Genomic DNA, 23449 nt, shown 5'->3' on the forward strand with positions numbered 1-23449 from the left:
GGGAAAGATTTTAAGCTAGTCAGCCGCGAAATTCGCCTTCATTCATCTCGCCAGGATCGTAGTTTATGTCCCAGTCTTTTTGAGCCTTCTTGCCAGGAGGGGCCTTGTTGAGAGTGGCGTCATCGGAACCCGTAATGACGCGAGGCTTGGCGCTTGCAACTCCGTTGTTGTCACTGGACTTAATCAGTTTTCGATATTGCCCGGCTGCGTCTTGTTCAACAGAGGCAGAGCCACTTTTACCTGGGTTATCTGAGTTTGACACTGTCCATACTCCCTATTTCTGAGCACCGTCGCGGCTTGGCAGCTGCGGCGTGCCGTTCAGTTCTCTTTCGTTATTTTCTGATCTGTTGGTGGGGGCCGTCTGCAATGGCTGGCCAAAAGGCGCACCGTTATCGATGGCTCCGGCAGGAGCGCCGGTTCCAGGAACTATTGTCGATAAAGTCCTATGCGCATCAGTGACAGGCCTGGGCCACATGAGCCGCGACGTCGCTCCAATGGCAAGCACTGCTAGCCCGGCGACCACAATCATCGTCGCAACAGCCGTCGTTGACTGTTTGCTCGCGAATCTGATGTCGGATCTCTCAGGACCACTATCATTTGGCCGCGGGGCCTGATCGTTTGTAATATGTTCCATTGGCTGGTTCATCTTCAGTTTCCTCTTTCACTTCGAACCTCAAGGTCACGAGTTGGTTCCATCCCCAGCAGATTGCGGAAATCGAGTGCAGGCCTTGGCAAAGGGATGGGCTTGGCCTTTCAGGCGCCAACTAGACGTGCGCGAAGAATCCCGCTCTATGGGACGGGCGGGGCCAAACGTGAAGTGGAGGAGCGCGGAGCTAATTCTGCGAAAACAAACGTTTCTTGATGCGGCGGCATAAAATACCGAAATGGTCGATTCATTCCGCGCGCCAATGTCGAGACGGTAAATCCCGGGTTGCAACCTAGCCCGACAAATATATCCGTCTAGAACACCAGTGACTGGAAAAGGCCGGCAGGGCATGATCGAGCCCCATATTTGCCAGCTCCCCCCATTTTCCCTGCTGTGGCCTTTCGGAAAACCCAACAAAAATCAGATTGGTATATTCCCTCATCGAATTGTCCGGCTGATCGTCCGTTGGCCGATCGAAACTTATCTGGCAGAACTCCGGAACCGCCTCTGTTGGAAAAGCGGCATAAAATCGCTTCGCGATCTCATCGATCGGATCCGCGGCTCCGACATAGACGCCCATGCTGCTGTTCTTTTGGAAGTGCTCTGCTGCGAACGCGATTGCAGTCAAGTCCGGTCGGCGGCAAACGCCGGTTTTCATATCGATGGTCTGACCATTGTAGCCCCTAGGCGAACGATGATCGCTATGCAGAAAATAGGAGACGCCCCTGCGAGCTAGAAACCCAAATTTCCAGGCGGAGCCACGCGCATACCTTGTCACTTCGATCAATGCGGCCATTTCCGTCAGAAACTCTTTGCATGCGCCTACCAAATTCAATCCTTTCGCAGGAGCAACGATGAGCCCGGCCAACGGGGCCGGGCCCAATTAATCGCGGTCAATTCAGTTTGACTGACGGCTCGCGCGCCCAAATGCGGAGCTTGCCGAGTTCTTGAACGAACGCGGGAGCGTCTCTTGGGCCGCCGAGGTTGATCGTGCCCTCGTCCATGGCATGGGCGATCCCGGCTTTGTGCATTAACGGAAGAGCCGCGTCGACGTAACCGATGAACTTGCAATGGGCAAAGGCGTCCGCGACGAAGTCCCGGGCGGCCGCTTCCTTCACCAAATCGGCAACGCCTGTTGCCGATGGCAACAGGACGACGGCGTCGAAAAGCACCGACGGTCCCCCATCGATCATGTGATGCACCTCGATATGTTTTCCGTCTGATAGCGTCGCTCCACCGACCTTCGGTGCAATGATCTCGACCACGGCCTTTTGCTCCGTTACCGCAGCCAGCAAGGCTTTGAAGATTTCGCCGTCGGCGCCATCAGTTACAAGAATACCCAATTTTCGGCCCTCGAACCGCTTTGGTCCGCGTTCCACGATGCTGAGAGCGGGCGAGGGATCGAGATCCTGTCGCGTTGGCATTGCCGCATCGGCGGGCTTCGGCATTGATAAGAAGCCGAGGGCATTGCCGACTTTGCTCGCTAACGTTTCGTCGATATTCAATAGATGAGATACCATACGTTCCCGGATAACCGGCGTTTCAACCTTGCTCAGTTCAAAAATGAGAGCCATCGCGATGTGCCGCTGTTCGGGCGGTGTCTGCGAGACGTAGAACTGTCGGGCCTGGCTATAATGGTCGGCGAAGCTCTCGGGTCGCAATCTGACCTTCTGACCATGTTCCTCCGAAGGAAAATGCCGGTATCCCTTAAGCGGAGATTCGCGAGGGCCCTCGCCGAATGAATTCGGTTGATAGTTCACTCGGCCGACCGGATTGCGCATCGCCATGTGGCCGTCCTGCTGAAAATTCGCAAAGGGACACTTCGGGGCATTGATCGGGATATGGGTGAAGTTCGGACCGCCGAGGCGCTTGAGTTGGGTATCGAGGTAGGAGAAGTTGCGGCCCTGCAGCAGGGGGTCGTTACTGAAATCGATGCCCGGCGGGACGTTCTGCGTCATGAACGCAACTTGCTCGGTTTCGGCAAAAAAGTTGTCCGGCATGCGGTCGAGGACAAGCCGGCCGATCGGCTGGACGGGAAGGATTTCCTCCGGAATAATCTTGGTCGGGTCAAGGATATCGAAGTCGAAACTATCGGCGAAGTCCTGATCGAAGAGCTGCACGCATAGTTCCCACTCAGGATAATTCCCCGCTTGGATCGATTGCCACAGGTCGCGCCGATGAAAGTCGGGGTCCGCGCCATTGATTTTGACCGCCTCGTTCCACGCGACTGACTGAAGGCCAAGCTTCGGCTTCCAATGGAATTTGACAAAAGTGGATTCGTCCTTGGCATTGACGAAGCGGAACGTATGAACGCCGAAGCCTTCCATGAAGCGGAAGGAACGGGGGATCGCCCGGTCAGACATCACCCACATGATCATATGCATGCTCTCGGGTGTCAGGGTGATAAAGTCCCAAAAATTGTCATGCGCCGACTGCGCTTGAGGAAACTCCCTGTCCGGTTCGGGCTTTACCGCATGGACCATGTCTGGAAACTTTATGGCGTCCTGAATGAAGAAAACGGGGATATTGTTGCCGACCAGATCCCAATTGCCTTCCTGAGTGTATATCTTCACGGCAAAACCGCGGACGTCACGCGCAAGATCGAACGATCCCTTGCTCCCGGCAACGGTGGAGAAACGGACGAACGCCGGTGTCTTCTCCCCGGGTCGCTGGAACAGATCAGCTCTGGTATAGGCCGCTAAGGACTCGTACGTCTCGAAATAGCCGTGGGCGCCATAGCCGCGGGCATGAACGACCCGTTCGGGAATGCGCTCGTGGTCGAAGTGGAAGATTTTCTCACGAAAATGGAAGTCATCGATAAGGGCTGGCCCGCGCGCTCCGACGCGCAACGTATTCTGGTCGTCGGTAACAGGACCGCCTTGCGCCGTTGTCAGGACGGGCGCACCGTCTTCGGCAATCTGATGAAGCTCGCCGCCTTCGCCGCGGCGAAGTTTTTGGTCGTGGATGGTTACGTTGTCTAAAGGCGATGTGTTCGCCGTAGGCGCCGATGTTTTGGATGTCTTCTTGGCCATGGGAAATCTCCGAACAGGGGTAACAGTTCTGAAGCTCTGAAAGCCGCTGATGTTCCCCCTGCGGTCGAATTTTTATCTAGACCTATCGGCATCGTGCAGAAGCCTCGCTGACGCGAGGCTTCGCTGCAGAGACTGCCGGTCATGCCGCCTTTGCGTTGATACTCTCTTCTGCAAGTTCCGACAGTAACTGATCTGTGGTCTCTTCTTCCTCAAGAGTTTGCGCCAACAAATTGGCGACCTCATCCAGTCCCAGAGACTTCGCCCAAGCGACCATAGTCCCGTAACGGCTGATCTCGTAATGTTCGACAGCCTGTGCTCCGGCAAGTAGGCCCGGATCGAGCGCCGCCGTGTCGGCGAACTCCTCCATCACTTCCTTGCCTTCTTCGATAATGCCGCCGATTGCAGCGCAGGTCTTGCCCTTGGCAGGCTTTCCGATCAACTCGAAAGCTTGTTCGAGCCGCGTGACGTGGCCCTGCGTCTCTCCGAGGTGCTTTTCGAAAGCAGCCTTCAAATCCGAAGACTGCGCCGCTGCGGCCATTTTCGGCAGCGCGACCAGGATCTGCTTTTCGGCAAAATAGATGTCCTTCATTGTTTCATAGAGAAGGTCACTGAGGTCTTTCGGTTCTTTCGCCATGGAATGGGTTCCTTGTGCTCGAGTTGCTAGGCACGACGCAAACTCCACGCCTCACCAACTGTTCCAAAAAAACCACTGACCATACATCTTGTGAACTGGATGTCGTGCCGCGGCCACCATAGGCGGCTGATAGGGGTCGACCTGATCCTAGATGTTGTGCCAGAGCTCATGGAAGGGACGTCCATAGGCGCCCGGGTGCCGATCCCCGCAAATGGCCGCGTAGCCGTCATTGTAAAGAGTTGTCTGGTGTGCGGCCCCCAGACGATGACCATCGGCTGGAGCGAACCGAGCATGACGCTGGTTAGCGTCCGCAGTTCGGACGGCCAGGTCTCCTGTGGCCCAAGCGCGACGCGGCCCCGGCGAACTCTCGTAAATCCTTGCGCAATCGCCTTCGGCGGTTTTCGTCCCCCTGTCCTTCAATGTCCATCCTTCACACATGAACTTGCAGTATGGCGCGCTATTTTAGGATTGGAAGGGAAACTCGCGCGGCGGTGCACGCCCTCTCGAGGGGTCGCGGACGCCAGGCAAGTGCTCCTCCGAACAATTGGTTGAAGCTAAAACCGGCCGGGAGCGTTCAGTTCAGCAAATATCATATAGGCTGGCGTCATGAAGAACTGGGCGGTTTAGCGTTTGTGATCCACGCAGGGTTACTGCTAAATGCATCGACGCATCTACACGAGCCCCTGCAAGATACGAAAGAGTTTCGATGAATCAAACTTCCACCAGCCAGCCCGAATGGACATCGACAGAGCTACGCAACGCGATCAAGGCGGCGGGCGTCGCCCTTTGGACCTGGACGTTGGACGACGATACGTTCGTCATGGACGCGGACGCCTACCAGCTTTGGGATGTCTCCATCGGAACAACGCCGACGTTCGAACACCTTTCGGCGAAGATTCATCCGGCCGACCGGGATCGGGTCAGGGCTGCCTTCGTCGCCACCAGAGCCATCGAGGGTCGATACGAGATTGACTTCCGCATCCTGACGGACGCGTCGAATGTCCGCTGGATCTCCGCTCGCGGTCAGGGCAACAACGGCGATGCTGCAAAAAGAAAGACGACTGGTATTTTCCTCGACGTTACAGACAGAAAGCAGGCGGAGGAGGGGCACGAGCTGCTGGCCGGAGAGATGAGCCACCGCGTCAAAAACCTTCTAGCGTTGGCGTCCGGACTAACGGCGATAACCTCACGCGCGACGCAGACCAAGGAAGAGATGGTCAAGCAGTTGACGGAGCGCCTGACGGCGCTAGGACGCGCGCACGATCTCGTGAGGCCACTTCCTGGAGGGCAAGGGAGCGCTGCGCTACTTGGCGATCTGTTCGCGGTGCTTCTGGCGCCGTACGATGACGTTGGCGCGTTCGCCGGGCGCATCCGTGTCGCCGTCCCACGCATGGGACTGGGCGAGAAGGCGGCGACAAGCCTGGCGCTCGTCATCCATGAGCTGGCAACGAATTCACTCAAGTACGGGGCGCTTTCGGTCGACACCGGCTTGCTCGACATTTCCGGAAACACTGTCGGCGACGACGTCGAGATCGTCTGGACCGAACAGGGCGGCCCCGAAGTCGAGCCACCAAAGGCGTCGGAAGGCTACGGCAGCAAACTTCTCCAACGTACCGTCACCGGCCATCTCGGGGGATCGATCGTCTACGCCTGGACGCGGAGCGGGGTGGTTGTGACGTTGCAGATGAAGGAAAGCCAACTGACCTCCTGAGATGGCGCGCGATGCAGACGACTTCCGGAGTCGCGAGGTTCTGCCCAATTTCTGAAACACAAAAGCAGTTTCACTCGATCAAACACTTGCTCAAGCCGCAGGAAAGACTAAGTGCGGAGGGGTCGTCGACACAGCGACGGGCGCGAGGGAAATGCATATGATTGAGACCGTGACTGCACTTCAGGCCGGCACGCTGGAAGGACGCTATCGGTTGCTTGTGGATGCAATTACCGACTACGCCATCTACATGCTCGACACCGGTGGGCATGTCAGTAGCTGGAATGCCGGAGCGAAACGCATCAAGGGATACACCGAAACGGAAATACTCGGAGAGCACTTCTCGCGTTTCTACACCGACGGTGATCGCGAGGCCGGCATGCCGCAAAAGGCGCTTGCCACCGCGGAGGCCGAGGGAAGCTTCGAGGCAGAAGGCTGGCGCTTGCGCAAGGACGGGCAACGCTTCTGGGCGCATGTCGTCATCGATGCTATCCGGGATTCGGACGGGCACCTCCTCGGGTTTGCAAAGATCACGCGCGACCTGTCGGAACGAAAAGCCGCCGAGGACGAGTTGAAGCGCAGTGAGGCCCAGTTCCGATTGCTCGTCCAGGGCGTCACCGACTACGCGATCTACATGCTTGATCCTGAAGGTCAGGTCTCAAGTTGGAACCAGGGCGCCCAGCGTATCAAGGGATACGAGCCGGAGGAGATCATCGGCGAGCACTTTTCCAAATTCTACACGGACGAGGATCGGGCAGACGATCTGCCGCGAAAGGCGCTGGATACAGCGTCCAGAGAGGGCCGCTTCGAAAAGGAAGGGTGGCGGCTACGCAAGGACGGCACCCGCTTCTGGGCGAGCGTGATCATCGACGCTATCCGATCCGAGGACGGCGCGCTCATCGGTTTCGCCAAGGTTACACGCGACGTCACCGAAAGGCGGAAGGCGCAGGAAGCTCTCGATCGCGCCCAGCAGGAGCTCTTCCAGGCGCAGAAGATGGAAGCGGTCGGACAGCTCACGGGTGGTATCGCGCACGACTTCAACAATCTGCTGATGGCGGTGCTCGGCAGCCTCGAGATCGCTAAGAAACGTGCACTCTCCGGACAGGATAACGCCGACCTCATCGACAACGCCATTCAGGGGGCAAAGCGGGGGGCTGCACTTACCCAACGGCTGCTTGCCTTCTCCCGCAAGCAAGATCTCAAGCTCGAAGCGGTAGACGTCCCGAACCTCGTGAAGGAAATGGCTGCACTTTTGCAGCGCTCGATCGGACCACGGATCGAAATTGCTACGACGTTCCCGCTCATCCTGCCGGCCGCCCTTTCAGACCCCAACCAGCTGGAGAGCGCGCTTCTCAATTTGGTCGTCAACGCGCGCGACGCCATGCCTGAGGGTGGCACGATCAAAATAGAGGCCCGGCGTCGTCCGGTCGATGCGGGACAGGTTCCAGATCTGGCCGCCGGCGACTACATCTGCCTTTCTGTCATCGACGAGGGTTCCGGAATGGACAAGGAGACACTCGAAAAGGCCGCCACCCCGTTCTTCACCACGAAGGGCGTCGGCAAGGGAACGGGTCTGGGTCTGCCCATGGTCCATGGCCTCATGGCACAATCCGGAGGGGTCTTGAATCTCATATCCCGCGCCGGCGAGGGAACAACCGCTGAGCTCTGGCTGCCAATTGCGACCAAGGGGCCCGACGAGCCAGCGCCCGCATTATCGCTTGCACCGGTGGTTGCGGCGCATGGAAGACGTCTGACGGTGCTTGCCGTCGACGACGACGGCCTGGTTCTTATGAACACAGCCCTGATGCTCGAAGACCTCGGTCACGAGGTCGTTCAGGCCCAATCGGGGGAGGAGGCTCTTCAAATCCTGGCGAGAGACCCGCTGCCGGACCTTATAATAACCGATCAGGCGATGCCGCACATGACCGGCGTCGAGCTTCTTAGGAAGGTGGCGGAGCAATATACCGGGATCCCTGTCATCCTAGCGACCGGCTACGCCGAACTGCCGGAGGGCGCGGATAAGGGCATTCGGCGCCTCTCAAAACCATTCTCCCAGGCGGAATTGAGTGAAGCACTCTCGTCCACGGTCGATAATGCAGAGAGCTGAGCGGGACCACCGGGTGTGCGATGAGAGTTTGGACGCAGGCGTGGGGAGGTCGGAGCCAGTTGCACAAACACACGCCCGAGCCGACGGCGTTCTAGAAACCCAACGAGGCTCGTCGTAGCATATCCTGCGCGTTCAGCATCCCAACTAGCTCCCGAGCCACTTGTTCGCCTAACCCATGCATGGCCCTGCCAGCGAACGTGACGGGCATCCCGGTGAAGATATCGAAAACCATCCACGATCTGTCGATCTCCTGTTTAGTATCGAAGCGCTCCAACTTGGTTTTCTGCAAAGCTTTGCCCTCGTTCAAGGCGGAAAGAGCTAGTGCAGTACTTCGGGATTTTCAGCAGGGGGAATGAAAAGAATTTCGCCGGAGACTAGAGAAAGCCAAGCGCCGCATCTGTGCGGAATGCGACATCTGGCTGTCTGGGTCCGTATGATAGGATACGGACTGCCACGCAATCGCCAAGCCTCCAAGGTTCCGCCGACGCGGCGACTGGCGGGAACAAGTCTGAAGGTATCGGCCGCGCGCCGGGTCCCTTGGCTTTGTTGACAAGGGTCTAGCTTGTCACCGTCTGTCACGGCAACGACTGTGCCTTGATACATCATCGGATTCTGAAGTCGAATGGCGCCACTCACGCCGGAGTGGCGACGTCGCTGATCGCGCCGGCAGGCGGCAGGCCTTGTTGTGGCTTTTCAGAGCCTCGCCGAGCCCGGTCGCTTTTAAATCGGTCGACGCTACTTAGTTCTCGACGTTCCGTGGTTTCGTTTTTTGCGCTTTGGGCCACTCACCCTGATCGATTTGCGGCGCCGATTGGCCGTTCATTTCTTTCACTGCCAACTCCCAGATCTCGTCATCCTTACCATGGGGGCAACCTTGTCGCTCCCATATGGAATAAGCGCGCCTGCGCAGTTGTTCATCGTCCGAATATTTCATTGATATCTCCGTTAAGCTCGGCCTTACCTGACTCACCGCAACGTTGACGAAGAGATATCGTTCCCCGCAGGCCTGAAAATCGACCGGGCTACGACCTTCGCCGAGGAACTTTTCCACCTCTCGGGGGTTCCAATGCAGCAATGCGGGCCGGCTTTCAGGGCATTTCCTACTTTTAGTGGCACAGGGTTTCCGGTGCAGAGATAGGTTGCAGTATCGGGGCCGCTGATGCTCGAAAGGGTGATCTGCTATTCTCTGCCGAGTTCCTTTCGAAGCCATGAGATTGGAGCTAGTGTCGCGGGTCTGCGTACTTGCCCAAGTATCGAAGACCGGCGGGGTGATTCCGCGCTATTTTTCATATGCCCGGTGGAGCGGATTGACGAATTAGCTCCAAAGAGGACAAAGGTCGTTCAAAAACTATGACCCGCGTGCAAGGAAAATGTCCATGAAGATCGAGATCGCAGCCGACAAGATTTCCTCCAGGGAACGTTTTCTCGAAGCGATCGTCCAGAGCGCGATCGACTACGCCATCATCTCCATGGACCTCGACGGCCTGGTCACAAGCTGGAACGAGGGTGCCCGCCTTATCCTCGGCTGGACGGCCGAGGAGATGGTGGGGAAGCCCGCCACTGCCTTTTTCGTTCAGGAGGACAGGGAGGAGGGGGTGCCGCAGCGCGAGATGACCGCGGCGCTGAGCGTTGGACGAGGAAGCGACGAACGTTGGCACCTGAGGAAAGACGGCACGACGTTCTGGGCTTCGGGGGAAATGATGGCGCTTCGGGCCGACGACGACACTGTCATCGGCTTCATCAAGATCCTTCGCGACAGGACGCAGGAGCGGGACCAGGCCGACAGGCAGCGTCTTTTGATGCACGAGTTGGGCCATCGAATGAAGAACACCCTCTCGGTGGTGCAGTCGATCGCCACGCAGTCTCTCCGCAACGCCACATCGCTTGACGATGCCTCGGACAAGCTGCAGTCGCGTATCGCAGCCTATTCGAAGGCCCACGACATCCTGCTTCAGAAGAACTGGGTGAGCGCGACGCTCGCAAACATCGTCGACGCCGCGGTGCTGAACATCGGGCTTGACCAAAGCGACCGCATCCGGTCGGAGGGTCCAGAGGTTGAGCTGGGTCCCCAGGCCGCCCTAGCATTTTCGCTGGTCCTGCACGAGCTCCTGACGAACGCCTGTAAATATGGCGCTCTCTCGAACACTGAGGGACACATTGAAATATTGTGGAGAATCGACCGCCGTGATGGAGACGATTTCCTCATGTCGGTCTGGCGCGAGACAGGCGGCCCGGCAGTCGTCGATCCCAGTCGCAAAGGTTTCGGGTCGCGCCTCATTGCTTCGAGCTTGAGCGCATACGGACAGGTGCACGTGGTATACGAGCAACGGGGGCTTGTACTCACCATCGACATGCCACTGTCGAAGATTCAGTTCCGCAATGATCTGAAACAAATCGTTGGATGAAGCGCTGTTTTATCGAGATGGGCCGATCAGCCCCTTCACGCTGCGAGCGAACGCTTGCGTCTGAAAAGTTATGGTCATGACGTGCATGGACGGTCCAAGGGACCTCACTGCCAACCATAGCCGGCGATGAGTTCGGCGACAGCGCCCAAAAAATGAATAAAAGGCAGGCTAGCCGCGACTGCGGGCATTCGAACCCCGCGTGCGGCGGCTTTTTAAAGGACACAGGACACGACGTGCCTTTTTGTACACCCGGCGCGGTGCTTTCCCTTAGCGCCTGCGTGTGGCGAAGGGCTAGTCTCTACTCGTGACACGAAAATGCAGCAGCAGCCATTCCATGTGCAAGGTCCGCATTCTGTTAGAACAGCCACTGCACATTTGGATCTGAGCGAGCCCACAGCATTCCACAGTGGTCACTGGCGGAGACGTTCCAATGTGGCCTTTCGCCGCCACTTGCTTTCGCCTCTAGCGCACAGGTGCCGATGTTGTTTGAGGGTCGGCGCAATTGCCTCCGCGTCATGGAGGCCAAGGGAAGGCGCCTCGCCAATGCCAGATTCGCCCGAGGATTTGCGCGAGCTGCATTTTCGAGACGGCCCGGCTTATTACGTTGGGTTGCGCGCCGAAAGGTGGTCGACGCAGCGCCCCAGCTCGCGCGCTCCCAGGCACCCCTCCCAATCTACTCGACGAACCAAAGGAGCTCCGACCTAACCCAGATCGTAGAAAAACTCGCAGATGAGTTCCGCGAGTTTTATGGCGTCGATATCGCTCATATGGGCTGCGTTCTCGACTGCGGCAATTTCGATATCGTCACGGTCAACGGCCAGAAGATCGAGTATTCTGGCAAACTTGATTTTCAGTTCGATGTCACCTTCAAACTCATCAAGTGTGACCGCCAGAATGCTGTCGCTGGCTTCGATCAATCGGGTTTGAATGCTGTCGGAGGAGGTAGCGAGTGTCCGAACTGCCGAGAAGACGTGCCCTCGTGCATTGGGATATTTTACGTCCATCTGGTTCCCTTTTCGCTCAGAGCGCAGGCCTTGGACATAAGGCTCAACCGGGGTGTACGATCTTGCAGCACGGGGGTCAACAGCAGCTCTCGCCACTATCATTTGAATGCTCCCGACCCGTTACGCGCGAAAGATTTCCACTCCGTTCGCCATCTGCGACGCATGCGAGCCTGCCGCCATCCATTACCGCACGCATCCTTCCCCGTTCGAGGACTGGACGCTGCTAGACATGCGATCGCCGCCGCCCGAGAAGATATTTCTCCACCATTTTCCGCGGCGAGAGACGCCAGTTCCGATCGAACAGCGCATTCTGGACGTGCTCGAACCAACAAGGCGTCCTCAATGCCCCGCATGCTGCGTCATCGGCGGATCATTGTCGGGCCCGCCGCGGCAAGGTCCGCTGCACATCGGCGGTGACATCGCAGGAATTTTTTTGATCGGATTAAGCGCTTGGATCGATCTGCGTCCGCATGGTGGCACCGATCCTGCACCGAGCGGATCAACGGGTAACTGCGTAATCACGGCCGTCCCTGCTAGCGAAGGCCCAGGCGGTCAGGCTGCCCAACTTCGCCGCCACACGGCATCGCTTCACCTCAGATTATAAATCGAACATTAAAGAAATGTTTGGCCCTTTCGCCATCGGCCACGGTCGTGGCAGCGGGGTAGTTGTTCTGAACTGTATCACCACGGAATAGAGGCCCATTGATGCGGCTTTTCCCCCCCACGTCATAGCGAAAACTGCTATAAAGAATCGGACGCTCGTTCAAACACAACCGTTTGGGATTTCGAGAACGAGAGGGATATGAGTGACAGATGCATCGCCGAACAAGAAGGTATCGTCCAAGGTCCGGAGAATGATCGTTGTCCTTCTGATCCTCATATTCGGCGTCCCTCTTGCGCTAGCTGTGATCACGACGATCCTTCACCCTCCGGCTCCGGCTCCGGCTCCGGCTCCGGCTCCGACTTCTCCGAAGCCGCGAGACCTGACTCAATCAGGCAAGTGACTGCGGATGCGGAACATGTTTGAAGACCAAATCGACGGGCGCCCTCGGCGCCGATGCGCGGTTTGCAATGAACGGTTGCGCCTAACTGCGTTACTATATTAGAAACTGCGGTCCCGGCGCAACCATCGACCAGGAATATTCCGTTGTTTATCCAGGGAACATGCCTGATCCCTTTTGCATAGCTTCGCGCGCGCCGTCATTGGCTAGCCCAGTGCACGTTGAATTCCTTATGAAACTCACCGCAGCTGCTATCTGCCCCCGCAGCTACAGCTTGGCTTGCTTTTTCGATGTTCGCCATGGCCTGCTGCGTCCAAGTTTGTCCGCGGACAGGCCCCTCCGGCTCGTCAGCCGGCGCGCCCTACAGCAACGTCGAGGTTAGGCAACTTCGTGCGTCAAGGACAGCGGGTGCTCAGACCGTCGCGAAAGGAACCCGAGCGAACCGTAAGGTTCCATTGGGCAAGCCCAACAGCGGCGGCACCGCGCCTATACATTATGGGCTGCTGCTGATTACACGCGCTCAAGAAGAGAAATAGTTCGTCTTTTCTGCAGCCGCGCCAGTGCAAGGAGGCGCGTGGCCTGTCTACACGATCTTCAGCCGATGGCGCAAAGCGTGCGGCTTGAACCACGCGCTTGGATGTGTCGATCGCCGCATCGGTCTCAAAGCCACGCTCTTCGGCAACGTCGTCAATATCAAGCCGCAGGACGGGCCAGAAATCCGCCGCTGTCTTCGGACTGGAAGCCGGCTGAAAGATCGACGTGAGCTGCGGCGCGTGCATGTTGAAATGGGCCGGTCATGCAATCGAACGCTTGACGTGCGGCATGCCGACAACGCGGCGAGAAACAGCTTGGGGCACCCCACAGGTGCGTCGACGCGAGCCATCAAGCTTGGTTTTGTGGGCTGATCGTACTGGAGCGCGGGCAGGGCGTTTACAATCGATCACGCCAGGTGACGCTGGCCCCGACCAAACCGGACTGAAGCAACGAAGGCCCCGCCCAGGGGCTCCGAGGTCAGGGAATCATATCAATCCCTGTTAGATTACGAGGGGTTCTTATTGAGGGCTTGCGATGACGAGAGCCGGAGATCCCGGGATGCAAGCTCACCGATGCAAATCTCGAACCGCGTTCAGCAAACGCTTCAGGTCCGTTGGTTTGCCGAGGTTACCGACGTCAGCAAAGACGGCGTAACGTGCAAGCTCTCCCCCGTCGCTCGCGCTCGCCAAGACAAAGGGAACGCCAATGGACTTTAGCTTGAGGGCGACGGGCGTAACTTTCTCTCCGCCAAGGTTGAAGTCAAGAATCGCCAAGTGTGGCCGCTCTTTGCTCAAAAGTTCGAGAGCATCGTTTACCGAAGCCGCTGGCCCCAGCACCCGATATCCCGCGTCGGTAAGAGCAGCTTCAAGTTCCATAGAAATGAACAATTCATCTTCTACGACAAGGACGCAGCATCTGCGTTCGATATCTTCTCCCGCAGGTTCAACCATTGTCCCTCACATTGGTATTTCGATCGTGGCGACTAAACCAAAGGGGTCATAATTAAGTTCCACCGTTCCACCGGCTTGAGCCGAGGTGGCCTTGATCAGTTCCGAACCGTAGCCTTTTCGCTCGGGTGGACCGACCGGCGGGCCGTTTGCCTCGCGCCATTCACAGCGGAGGTATGTCCGCTGTCCTGTCCCTGGCTCAAGCGTCCACCTGACGTGGACCTCACCATCCGGAACAGAAAACGCACCGTATTTCAAGGCATTGGTCATAAGCTCATGAAAGATCATGCTAACAGGCAAAACCTTGGAACTGGAGATCTCCACAGCGGGGCCATCGCAGTAAAGGCGATTGATGTCGGGTTCGCCGATCGACTGCTTCAGCAACACCTGAAGGTCAGCCGCGTCGTTGGTCGCGGCTATCTCTTGCGCCCGAAAGGAAGCTTCCAATCGTCCAAGGAAGGTATCGCGATAATCGAGAGCGGTGCGATTTTTGGTGTCCGTGCGCATCGCAATGGAACGCACCACTGAGAAGAGGTTCTTCATGCGGTGTCGCGTCTCGGAGACGATGAACTCCATCTCGGCGCTCTCGCGCTGACGATCCGTCACGTCATCGAAAAGGACGAGGATATTCTTGCTGTTGTCATCGGGGTGACTGAGGCGACGCGCGTCGACGAGAAACGTGCGCTGTCCAATTGCTGGAAAGTCGTGCTCTACCTCGAAGCCGATAACAGCGGCGGCCCTGGGGACCACCGCCGATATGAGATGTCGAAGCTCGGCGATGTCCCACTGACCGTCACCGAGGCTGAAGAAGTCTTGGCCCAGGATGTCGTCGCGGTCGACTTTGAAGGTTTTAATGAAGGCGTTATTTGCCGTGGTCACACCGAGGTTGTGGTCCAGGACAACAACCGGCTGGGTCATCGTGTCAACAACGCCCTGTGCCTGCACGTGGCTGCTCCTCAGCAACCGGTAGAGGTCTTCCAACATCATCTCTGCAGTGTCTCCGGTAGAAGGTCATGTCGATGCAGTCGTCGGCATCGATTTGGTCTCTAGTGGCATCTCAGCAAAAACAATAGAGCACGGCGACGTTTTGAAAAGGGGCCGCCCCGCAAGGACAATCCAGCGCGACCGGGTGTTCACAATGCGCTAGGATGTCTTGAACGTAGGGGAAGATCAGTGACAGCCACTCAAGCTACAGACACTCCGGACTGGGGCCTCGAGCAGCTCCGCAACGCGATCAAAGCCGCCGGAGTGGCGCTATGGACTTGGAACGTGGACGACGACACGTTTCTGATGGACACGAAGGGCTACGATCTCTGGGATGTCAACAGCGACAAGGTCCTGACGTTTGAGCACCTTTCAGAGAAAATTCACCCTGCGGACCGCGACCGGGTAAGGGCGGCGTTCGTTGCGACGAGGGCAATCGTCGGCCCGTACGAAATCGACTTCCGGATTCTGACGGGCGCTTCTGACGTCCGGTGGATTTCCGCACGTGGCCAGGGTGACGACGTCGGGATAATTGGTCGCAAGATGACCGGAGTTTTTCTGGACGTCACGGGTCGCAAACAGGCCGAGGAAGGCCACGAGTTGCTCGCTGGAGAGATGAGCCACCGGGTGAAGAACCTTTTAGCCCTGGCTGCGGGCCTGACTAGCATCACTTCCCGTTCGACCACCACGAAAGAGGAAATGGCCCATCAACTGACGCAGCGCTTGACTGCACTTGGCAGGGCACATGACCTGGTGCGTCCGCTTCCAAGTGGACAAGGGAAAGCGGCGCTGCTCGGCGACCTGTTCGCCGTCCTTCTGGCACCCTATGACGACGTGGGAGCGTTCGCCGGGCGCATCAGGGTTGCTGTGCCACGTGCTGGAGTGGGTGAGGCCGCAGCAACGCACCTTGCCTTGGTCATACACGAACTCGCGACGAATTCGTTGAAGTATGGCGCGTTATCGGTCGGTGCAGGGACGTTGGACGTTTCTGGACTCCTGACCGGCGACGACGTCGAAATCGTGTGGACCGAACAAGGCGGTCCGGAGGTCGTGCCACCCGAAGGCACCGCAGGCTATGGCAGCAGACTTCTCCAGCGAACGATATCCGGGCCTCTGGCCGGTTCACTAGCTTACGATTGGACGCAAAGTGGCGTCCTCATAACGCTCCGCGTGAAAGCCGACAGTCTTACTAAATGAGCCAGCAACTACGGGCGGTACGCTCTTCCTTGGGCGCGACCATTGCTAAAAAACAAGTTGTGAGAAGACAGCAGCCGCACTCGACCGAGCGAATGCCGCCTGCCAAGAGCGAGCATAAATTTCTCTACCGCTGCTAGCCAGCGCGCGGCCGCGTCTCGAACGACCGTATTCGCAAATGACGGCTTTTGCTCCGCCCACCCACCGCTTCGAACTTCAACATTCACGGCACTCGCTCATGATATGCCTGGTTCTCCAGTTGCCTGGAACGCCATACTCAAAAGTTTGCACTCGGATTTGCGGCGCGCCATCACGATTTGGTGTCCTACTTCTCACCATGATAGCTCCGGCCGTAGCCGCCTTTGCCGCCTGGCTCAGTGCGGCATCGCGGAGCCTTCGCCTATTTCCACGTCTATAGCGCCAAAATGCGCACTCGCCGTCCATGATGGTCGCCGAGGGTATCGCGGATCAGGTTGCTCCTTTTCTCGTTGATTGGCGATCCGCACGAACGCGGCAAGTTCCTTGCAAAAGCGAACGGGCTCTTCGTAGAGTGGGATATACGCGCTTTCAGAAAAGAGCGACAGCGGCCGTTCGGGTGAACGGTCTTGACCGCTCACTGGACGTTTCGCATGTCCGCGACCTCCTGGCGACTGGGCTTCCTCCAAGGATGGGAGTTGCCGCTTGTATAATTGCCAGAACTACGAGCCGCTGCTGGCAACAGTTGGAGTCTTCCGGGCGGCCAACGGGAGGGGCAATGGACATTGTTTGACTTGTGAGGGAACTATCAGCAGTTGCCGTAGTTGGCACGGCATCAGTGAGGTTTGGCTTGCGAAATGCCAAGGAGAAACGCCATGACAACATTCGGTACTGTCGGCCCTACCGACAAGAAACCTGCAACACCCGCTCGTTCAAGCACCCGGGCCCAGCCAAACGCTTTGCGCAACGCGCAAGTTTTGCCCCCTCACAACGTTGATCTGACGCTTGAACCCACCACGCTGGAGCAGATCCGGGCACCATCGAACATCGTCGATCACAGAAAGCATTAACCTCCGTTTGCGATAGCGTCGTTAGCAAGACGCTCGATCTCTTCTAGCACAAGTCTCATAACCGCCTGATCCATAACGCTCGGTGCGATATCAGAGTTCTTGCGCTCAGTAAGGCTTGTAGCAATTTGGGGATCGTTGCGCTGGCGTGCGCCCTTTTGCACCTCGATCATTGCGTTCGGCGCTGCCATGACAACAGCTGTGCTCCCCCCAAGGCGGCTGACAAGAACTGGGTCTGGCCGTCTCTGGCATTGAATTTCGCGTGCCCGAACACTGCTTCGGTCACAACTTAGCTCGGGTGTCAACTTGATCAAAAAGTCAATTGAATTGGGAACCGGCTATGTCATGATGCGTTACAGAATTTGCCTCCACCGCTGACCACGGATGAACTGGCAGTGGTGTCCAGACAGATCGAGGAAGGTCGGAACGGAAGCGTCCCGGCCTTTTTCTTTGCCGTAAATTCGGGTAACAGGCCTGTAGGCTGAATACTTGACTCACGCAACCTGAGGCATATAGTTGATTGCGGTTACACCGCCCGGTGCGACCACAAGGGCCAGGCGCTAAAAGATACCCTTCCTGCGGCGCCTGGTCACCAGTTTCTGCCGACGAACCGGGAGACAGATCATGCTTGATCATTCTGATTTGTTTCACGCCTGCGTCACACAGGACGGCGAGGAAATTGAGCTTGGCGTCTATACCTATGATCAACTCCGCAACATCATCGTGCGGACGGCTCCGAAGGCGACGCGTATTAGCCCTTCTGACTTGTTGATCGCCGCGATAGCGCGCGACGGCACATTTGAAATGGACAATTGGCGCATCAAGGTCTCCAGGATCCATCAGTAGCGGTCGGGATTTTTTGACTCTGGCGATCCGCAAACACCAAAGCTGCAGCATTCCCATGCTAGCGCCCGTTACTGCGACCGCAGGTAGCGCTCCAACGGATGCGCCGAGTTTGTCACGCTGGCTAGAGTAGCCCATGGTGTTCAGTGCATCCTTGAGGGCCTTTTGGGCGTAAACGTCAGCTTCTTCGAAGCCGCTATTTTTACGGTTGCGCCGGTGGACGGGTTGCGGCCTTCGCGCTGCGGCGATGCTTTCAGTTTGAATTTTCCGAATCTAGGGATGGACGTTTCATCGTCGGAGCCGGTAGCTTCTGCGATCGCCTTGAACACGGCTTCGACGATGCCTTTGGCCTGGACCTTCGTCAGGGTGTTGTCGGCCGCAATCTTGTCGGCAATTTCATTGGTGCTAGTCATGGGATTCCTCACATCGTCTAAGAAGACGGAATTCCTGTCAGCGCGCGGAGGCTATGTCATTGACGCGCTGCGATGACGAATGCCGGATAGCGGCATTTCCACCGATCGTTTTGGTCTAGGGGGGCAAGCTTCCTTGAGATAATCCAGGCCTGATAGCGCGCAAAGACCAACGGTCGACAACATCTCGCCACCCGGAGCGGGTTAACTTGGCGATTCAATTTGTGTTGTTGCATGTGTCATCCCAGCAGGATTCGCATGAGAGCTGCCGCAATCGGAAATCGAAGGGGAATGATCGACAGCGTTCGGAGCGGTTAGGCCTGGAAGTCACGTGCAGCGTAACATCGGCGATGCTGGCATGGCGAATGATCCGCGTCCGGCGAAAATTGTTTCCGGAGCGTGCTGTGGATAATTTCATTCTTCCGTCTTGGTGAAACAGACGTATTGTATTGCATTTTGCGATACGTGACCTTATCTTTCCCTCAAGGAGATCAGCCATGGCTACGACCGTCGAACGCAAGGAATATCCGATTGCAATGCGCCTGCCTGCCGCGGACGTTGCAATGATTGATCGTGCAGCCATCCTACGTGGCCGTTCGCGTACCGACTTTGTGCGCGACGCCGCCGTGCGCGCGGCCGAAGAAGTCATCATGGAGCAGCGGCTGGTGCGCATGAGTCCTGAAGGATTCGCCGATTTCATGGAAGTCCTGTCCCTTCCCGCAGTTCCGGTTCCCGAGATGGTGGAGCTTGCCAAGCGACCCGCCCCCTGGGAGCCCGGTTATGGGCCAAAGCGGTAAGCCGTGGCTTTATCCGCTCCTGAACCGCTCGCTGTTGCGCACAATGTTTCCGAATTTTCCTGCGGCAAGCCGACGCTCGATTACTGGCTGAAGACACGCGCCCTCTCCAATCAGCAGAAGGGCTTCACCGCCGTTCTCGTCGTTCACGAGGCGGGGCGCGTCGTCGGTTATTATGGTCTGGCGCCGAGTGCCGTAGTGCCGGCGATCTTGCCACGCTCAATCCGCACCGGACAACCGCCTGATCCGGTTCCCTGCCTTCTCCTTGGCCAGCTTGCAACGGACGAAGCCTGGGCGGGGCGGGGGATCGGAACGGGCTTGGTCAAGCACGCACTCCAGCGCTGCGTTCAAGCTGCCGCACTGATCGGCGGGCGGGCCTTAATGGTCAATGCAGTCGACGAGGAGGCCGCTGAATTCTGGCGGCGGCGAGGATTCACTCCTTCAAAGGACGACACACTCGTCCTCTTCCGCTCCATCGCCGACATCGCCGCATCGCTGGTCAATTTCACGTAGCCATTCACCGGGACAATACGTGTTTCTCCCATTTCGCGTAGCAGGGCGGGTGGACTTCCTGTGTGCGACGATCAGCCAGAAACGCCTGTTCAGCCACGGGTACGCCATTCCGCGCTTTTGAGCCGTTTGAGCAAGCAAAAGTTGCGAGTCAGTCTACCGATATCGGTAGATGGCACCGAGGCTCCTCGGCAAACAACTCTAGGCAATTACGCGTAGTCGCGAGAAATGCCCTCGGCAGGGGGCGATCGGCGGAGCGGTGAAGCCTGTTCCGAACCCAGATCAGCACGGCGCCTGTCATTCGGCTTGATAACGAGGATCGCGTCATGGTGGGTGGATAGTAGGACCATAGTGGCTTGACGGGAGGCTCCGCGTCTCAATTCGTTCGCAACCTTCTTTGAGCAAACAGCCAGCGGATTGGAGCGCCGGATCTGGGCAGGCCCGAGCCTGAGATGGGGCCTGCGGAGATCGACGGGAAGCTCAGTCTCGCCCAGGACGAAGCGTTGGAGGAATGACGATGCCTTATGTGGGCACAATGCAGAAGGCGTGTGCGACAATCTTGATTTTGGCAGTGACCACAACGACCCAGGCGCAGCCGCGACACGACTTTCCTTCATTCCTTCGACGGGCAGTTTGCGGGGACCGGCAGGCTAGAGCGTGTCAACGGCTCAGGTCACGCTGACATGCAGGTTTCACGGCACCAGCCAAGTACTGCGCATCCTCCTGGACGGGCACTGCTCGACAGCAGTTATATTTGGCACATCAATGAGGATTGACATCCAGTACAATGCAAACACGGCGCGCTATACAAATGCCTTTCGCGAGAGCATGGGAACTGTTGCGGATCGGCTCTCGCATAGGGGAAACGCTTTCGCTCGCTTTTACCGAAACGCCTGACATTATTCGTCCCAACCCGTCGGCTCGCCTAACCATCACCCGGAGAGATCGCGATATTGTTTTGACACTGCGCGGAACAATGTCGGGTCTAGGTCAAAACCTCGACCTTGTGCTGCGCCCAACCTGAGGTTCGCTGTTGCCAACCGCCACGGCAATCTGTTGAGGGGTGGCGCAACTGAGAAACGGCGTGGATGGGTAAAATTGGCGGTGTTGCAGGGATCAAAGTTGGGGTGAGATAACCCTACCCCCGGCGCATTTCATGCAACGCGCTTAAACTGGGGCGACCGAGTTCGGTCATCCGGTTGAGAACTCGGACACCGATCTTGGCTTCAGTCTTCTGATTGTCGAAGTGTCTCGCCTTGAGTTTCGGTCCGATCACAGCTTTCCATCTACCCATCTGGGTCTCAACCCGGCTGCGCTTGTTTTAGCCGGTGGATTTCTGCCATGCCATCCGGCCTTTGGTCTCGATTTCGGCGATGTGGCGGTCGCGAACAGATGGGGCCAGCACCGATTGAGGGCTGGGAACCGCAGTCTTGGAAGGCGGGATAATGACTTCGACGATCTCACCAAAGCGTTCGGCCAGAAGATCACGGGTAGGCGCTCCATCGTAGGCGCCATCGGCAATAAACGTGTCGACGGGGCCACCGATCTGGTCCAGAAGGTCTGGCAAGGCCGAGGGATCGCCGACATCATCCGCGGTCAGATCGGAGCAAACAATCTCTCCACTGACAAGATCAAGACCAAGGTGAAGCTTGCGCCATCGTTTGCGTCTTGCCCTGGTTTTGTGCTTGTTTTCCAGCCACTCGCCCTCGCCGAAGACCTTCAGGCCCCGTGCTATCGACCACCAGATGGACCGGCCCTGATGTTTTGGTTCGGGACTTTATCGACGGCAATGCCAGCCCTTTGCTCCGGCGGGACAGGGTGGAGAAGTCCGGCACCGAAATCTCCATGCCCATCAGCGTCGCGAGACTGCGCATCAGACCTTGGGTCTGGCGCAGAGGCAGCCCGTAGACAAGACGCAGGGTCAAGCACAGCGTAATCGCCAGATCCGAGTATTTGGGCTGGCCGCCCCGAGATATCCGGCGCGACGCAGACCACAAGCAAAGCGCATCATCACTCACCCCACACGGTCAAATCACCACGTTGACGCAGGCTTTCATTATACCGCGCCCAATTCGTCACCTGAAATTTCTGCTTGGCAATCTTGTGCCGTCGGTCGGCATTGAACTTTATGCGGCATCAAATGCATCCTGGGAGCAAAAACAACAGCCAGATATTAGCAAACCCGGGATCGATGCAACAACGTCGGATCGATGCAACAACGTCCCTAATCTGGCTCTCGTCGTTTCTTTTCGCCACCGTATCAGTTCCAAGGAATATAGCCTCCCCTCCCTCGCCCCTCGGCGCTAAACATGCGCAGCAGCTCTAGTCTTTCCCGGAGCAGCCAAACTCGGCCTCGCTTCGGCGGGGCCTTTTTTTTTGCCTGTCGACGGACACTTGGAGAGGCTGGCGACACCCCGGGCACGGTGCCGCCAGCCTCGGCAGAGCCGAGCCCTGCGTATCCGGTCAGGGGGGCCCAACCGAATGCGCTACCGCTCAGATCATACTAATATGAGCCCAAGCTGAGGGTTGGGGCGCGGTGGGCTGAGCCGCCATTTCGTTCGCCAGCGAAGTGACAGCCGGCTCCGTCTCCACTCTGTGAAAATCAATAAATTTCCGCCATAAAGTCATAAATATGATCGATCCTATGGGAATTTGCCGCTTTAGCTAGCATTGACACATTGATTCCCACATCCGCCATTGTCAGGAACCAATTTGCGTTCCATCCCAATTGGCGATAAGGAGCGACCCCATGAGCAAAGACGGATCCCTTCTCGCGCGGCTGGCTGCTTACACAGATATGATGATGCGCGGCGAGAGCTTTGAGCAATTCGGCGCTATCTGTTTTCGCATCGGCTCGGATGGCTGCGCGGAAGTCTTGCTGGTTACCACCCGCGAAACGCGCCGATGGACGATTCCAAAAGGGTGGCCCATCAAGGGATTGAAGGCGCATGAAGTCGCCGAGCGAGAGGCTTGGGAAGAGGCAGGCGTCAAAGGGAAAGTCAAGAAAAAGCCCGCTGGCTATTACACGTATCTCAAGACACTCGACGGCGGCAACAGGGTCCCCGCGATGGTCGAAGTGCATCTTCTTGCTGTCGACACGGTCTTCGATAAATTCCCTGAATATAAGGAGCGCACCATAGAATGGATGTCGCCCTTCGAAGCGGCGTCTCGCGTAGACGAGCCGGAGCTGAAAGGATTACTAGGGGCTTTGGTTAGCTTCTCCTCCCGATAGAGCCGGAAGAGCTTCTTGTGGTTCACAAGGGGCGGTGTTGCACGGATCAAATTTGGGGTGAGATAACCCTACCCACAGCATTATTCATGCAACGCGCATGAACTGGGCGTTGGTGCACGGATCTGAAGGATTGTGGAACTCGGTCTTTGATGGCGTGATCTAAGCTGCCTTTGCCTTACGGCGAAGGGATTTCGGGCGCGCACAGGCAAGCATGCGGTTGAGGACGGCGCAGCCGATGGCTACCTCCGTCTGCTGAGCGAGAAACGACCGAGCCCGCAGACGCGGTCCGATGATCGATTTGTAGCGTCCGATGGCGGTCTCGACCCGCGCGCGCTTACCGTATCCGGTGGAAGCTTGCCAATTCATCCGGCCGTCTCTGCTGATCGCGGCGATATGCAGATCCCTTTGGCTTGGAGGTTGA

18 protein-coding genes and 3 pseudogenes are annotated in these 23449 nt (G+C 57.5%); 9 read left to right on the plus strand and 12 right to left on the minus strand.

Annotation, left to right across the window (positions count from 1 at the left end; translation table 11 throughout):
* Window positions 1–19 precede the first annotated feature (19 nt).
* The 4 genes from CPY51_RS27495 to CPY51_RS27515 all read right to left on the minus strand — a co-directional run bounded on the left by CPY51_RS27495 (window position 20) and on the right by CPY51_RS27515 (window position 4312).
* Window positions 20–262 (minus strand): hypothetical protein, encoded by a 243-nt coding sequence (locus CPY51_RS27495; protein WP_111163407.1) that lies wholly within the window; start codon window positions 260–262, stop codon window positions 20–22.
* Between the two features lie 676 nt (window positions 263–938).
* Window positions 939–1514: a hypothetical protein gene (locus CPY51_RS27505; RefSeq protein ID WP_146260179.1), complete on the minus strand. Its 576-nt coding sequence runs from the start codon at window positions 1512–1514 to the stop codon at window positions 939–941.
* Window positions 1515–1539: 25 nt separating this feature from the next.
* Window positions 1540–3678: a catalase gene (katE, locus tag CPY51_RS27510; RefSeq protein WP_111163410.1), complete on the minus strand. Its 2139-nt coding sequence runs from the start codon at window positions 3676–3678 to the stop codon at window positions 1540–1542.
* Between the two features lie 139 nt (window positions 3679–3817).
* Window positions 3818–4312 (minus strand): YciE/YciF ferroxidase family protein, encoded by a 495-nt coding sequence (locus CPY51_RS27515; RefSeq protein ID WP_111163411.1) that lies wholly within the window; start codon window positions 4310–4312, stop codon window positions 3818–3820.
* 706 nt (window positions 4313–5018) lie between these two features.
* Here CPY51_RS27515 and CPY51_RS27525 point away from each other — a divergent pair.
* Window positions 5019–6023 (plus strand): sensor histidine kinase, encoded by a 1005-nt coding sequence (locus CPY51_RS27525; protein WP_111163412.1) that lies wholly within the window; start codon window positions 5019–5021, stop codon window positions 6021–6023.
* A 157-nt stretch (window positions 6024–6180) separates the two neighbouring features.
* Entirely contained in the window at window positions 6181–8127 is a 1947-nt protein-coding gene (locus CPY51_RS27530; RefSeq protein ID WP_420820746.1) for a hybrid sensor histidine kinase/response regulator, read from the plus strand.
* Window positions 8128–8866: 739 nt separating this feature from the next.
* Here the strand turns inward: CPY51_RS27530 and CPY51_RS27540 are convergent.
* Entirely contained in the window at window positions 8867–9178 is a 312-nt protein-coding gene (locus tag CPY51_RS27540) for a DUF2934 domain-containing protein (RefSeq protein WP_195909636.1), read from the minus strand.
* Window positions 9179–9503: 325 nt separating this feature from the next.
* On the opposite strand from CPY51_RS27540, the gene CPY51_RS27545 reads away from it, so the two are divergent.
* Window positions 9504–10532, plus strand: coding sequence for a sensor histidine kinase (locus CPY51_RS27545; RefSeq protein WP_111163416.1), 1029 nt, complete (start codon window positions 9504–9506; stop codon window positions 10530–10532).
* Between the two features lie 701 nt (window positions 10533–11233).
* Here CPY51_RS27545 and CPY51_RS27550 read toward each other — a convergent pair.
* The 3 genes from CPY51_RS27550 to CPY51_RS27565 all read right to left on the minus strand — a co-directional run bounded on the left by CPY51_RS27550 (window position 11234) and on the right by CPY51_RS27565 (window position 15002).
* On the minus strand, window positions 11234–11638 hold the full coding sequence (locus CPY51_RS27550; RefSeq protein WP_244598803.1) for a hypothetical protein: 405 nt from the start codon (window positions 11636–11638) through the stop codon (window positions 11234–11236).
* Window positions 11639–13637: 1999 nt separating this feature from the next.
* A complete protein-coding gene (locus tag CPY51_RS27560) occupies window positions 13638–14021 on the minus strand; it encodes a response regulator (protein WP_111163419.1) in 384 nt (127 codons plus the stop codon).
* A 6-nt stretch (window positions 14022–14027) separates the two neighbouring features.
* Window positions 14028–15002, minus strand: a complete 975-nt coding sequence (locus CPY51_RS27565) for a sensor histidine kinase (RefSeq protein ID WP_420820747.1) — start codon at window positions 15000–15002, stop codon at window positions 14028–14030.
* A 189-nt stretch (window positions 15003–15191) separates the two neighbouring features.
* On the opposite strand from CPY51_RS27565, the gene CPY51_RS27570 reads away from it, so the two are divergent.
* Both CPY51_RS27570 and CPY51_RS27575 read left to right on the plus strand, forming a co-directional pair.
* Entirely contained in the window at window positions 15192–16199 is a 1008-nt protein-coding gene (locus CPY51_RS27570; RefSeq protein ID WP_111163421.1) for a sensor histidine kinase, read from the plus strand.
* 848 nt (window positions 16200–17047) lie between these two features.
* Window positions 17048–17242, plus strand: coding sequence for a hypothetical protein (locus CPY51_RS27575; RefSeq protein WP_111163422.1), 195 nt, complete (start codon window positions 17048–17050; stop codon window positions 17240–17242).
* Here CPY51_RS27575 and CPY51_RS27580 read toward each other — a convergent pair.
* On the minus strand, window positions 17239–17430 hold the full coding sequence (locus tag CPY51_RS27580; protein WP_111163423.1) for a hypothetical protein: 192 nt from the start codon (window positions 17428–17430) through the stop codon (window positions 17239–17241). The two genes, CPY51_RS27575 and CPY51_RS27580, sit on opposite strands and share 4 nt — an antisense overlap.
* A gap of 433 nt (window positions 17431–17863) precedes the next feature.
* On the opposite strand from CPY51_RS27580, the gene CPY51_RS32915 reads away from it, so the two are divergent.
* The gene (locus tag CPY51_RS32915; RefSeq protein ID WP_195909637.1) at window positions 17864–18085 is read left to right on the plus strand and encodes a hypothetical protein; all 222 of its coding nucleotides are present in this window, start codon (window positions 17864–17866) and stop codon (window positions 18083–18085) included.
* Window positions 18086–18223: 138 nt separating this feature from the next.
* On the opposite strand, the pseudogene CPY51_RS27585 reads toward CPY51_RS32915, so the two are convergent.
* Window positions 18224–18495: pseudogene (locus CPY51_RS27585) on the minus strand (HU family DNA-binding protein); the annotation flags it as partial.
* Window positions 18496–18989: 494 nt separating this feature from the next.
* Between CPY51_RS27585 and CPY51_RS27590 the strand changes: the two are divergent.
* Together CPY51_RS27590 and CPY51_RS27595 are read left to right on the plus strand one after the other, a co-directional pair.
* Window positions 18990–19289, plus strand: a complete 300-nt coding sequence (locus tag CPY51_RS27590; protein WP_111163424.1) for a type II toxin-antitoxin system TacA family antitoxin — start codon at window positions 18990–18992, stop codon at window positions 19287–19289.
* A 3-nt stretch (window positions 19290–19292) separates the two neighbouring features.
* The gene (locus tag CPY51_RS27595; protein ID WP_111163425.1) at window positions 19293–19799 is read left to right on the plus strand and encodes a GNAT family N-acetyltransferase; all 507 of its coding nucleotides are present in this window, start codon (window positions 19293–19295) and stop codon (window positions 19797–19799) included.
* Window positions 19800–20934: 1135 nt separating this feature from the next.
* Here CPY51_RS27595 and CPY51_RS27600 read toward each other — a convergent pair.
* Window positions 20935–21933, minus strand: a pseudogene (locus CPY51_RS27600) (IS5 family transposase).
* A 612-nt stretch (window positions 21934–22545) separates the two neighbouring features.
* Here CPY51_RS27600 and CPY51_RS27605 point away from each other — a divergent pair.
* Window positions 22546–23028, plus strand: a complete 483-nt coding sequence (locus tag CPY51_RS27605; RefSeq protein ID WP_111163426.1) for an NUDIX hydrolase — start codon at window positions 22546–22548, stop codon at window positions 23026–23028.
* A gap of 159 nt (window positions 23029–23187) precedes the next feature.
* On the opposite strand, the pseudogene CPY51_RS27610 reads toward CPY51_RS27605, so the two are convergent.
* Window positions 23188–23449: pseudogene (locus CPY51_RS27610) on the minus strand (IS5/IS1182 family transposase); the annotation flags it as partial.

This window comes from Arminella tubonensis, assembly GCF_003240585.1.
In the GTDB taxonomy this organism is placed as follows: domain Bacteria; phylum Pseudomonadota; class Alphaproteobacteria; order Rhizobiales; family Rhizobiaceae; genus Rhizobium; species Rhizobium tubonense.

Excerpts from the sequence above, each read along its gene's own strand:
- katE (WP_111163410.1), bottom strand. The coding sequence starts at position 3,678 with ATGGCCAAGAAGACATCCAAAACATCGGCGCCTACGGCGAACACATCG.
- CPY51_RS27515 (WP_111163411.1), bottom strand. The coding sequence starts at position 4,312 with ATGGCGAAAGAACCGAAAGACCTCAGTGACCTTCTCTATGAAACAATG.
- CPY51_RS27525 (WP_111163412.1), top strand. The coding sequence starts at position 5,019 with ATGAATCAAACTTCCACCAGCCAGCCCGAATGGACATCGACAGAGCTA.
- CPY51_RS27530 (WP_420820746.1), top strand. The coding sequence starts at position 6,181 with ATGATTGAGACCGTGACTGCACTTCAGGCCGGCACGCTGGAAGGACGC.
- CPY51_RS27545 (WP_111163416.1), top strand. The coding sequence starts at position 9,504 with ATGAAGATCGAGATCGCAGCCGACAAGATTTCCTCCAGGGAACGTTTT.
- CPY51_RS27550 (WP_244598803.1), bottom strand. The coding sequence starts at position 11,638 with ATGATAGTGGCGAGAGCTGCTGTTGACCCCCGTGCTGCAAGATCGTAC.
- CPY51_RS27560 (WP_111163419.1), bottom strand. The coding sequence starts at position 14,021 with ATGGTTGAACCTGCGGGAGAAGATATCGAACGCAGATGCTGCGTCCTT.
- CPY51_RS27565 (WP_420820747.1), bottom strand. The coding sequence starts at position 15,002 with ATGTTGGAAGACCTCTACCGGTTGCTGAGGAGCAGCCACGTGCAGGCA.
- CPY51_RS27575 (WP_111163422.1), top strand. The coding sequence starts at position 17,048 with ATGACAACATTCGGTACTGTCGGCCCTACCGACAAGAAACCTGCAACA.
- CPY51_RS27580 (WP_111163423.1), bottom strand. The coding sequence starts at position 17,430 with ATGGCAGCGCCGAACGCAATGATCGAGGTGCAAAAGGGCGCACGCCAG.
- CPY51_RS32915 (WP_195909637.1), top strand. The coding sequence starts at position 17,864 with ATGCTTGATCATTCTGATTTGTTTCACGCCTGCGTCACACAGGACGGC.
- CPY51_RS27590 (WP_111163424.1), top strand. The coding sequence starts at position 18,990 with ATGGCTACGACCGTCGAACGCAAGGAATATCCGATTGCAATGCGCCTG.
- CPY51_RS27605 (WP_111163426.1), top strand. The coding sequence starts at position 22,546 with ATGAGCAAAGACGGATCCCTTCTCGCGCGGCTGGCTGCTTACACAGAT.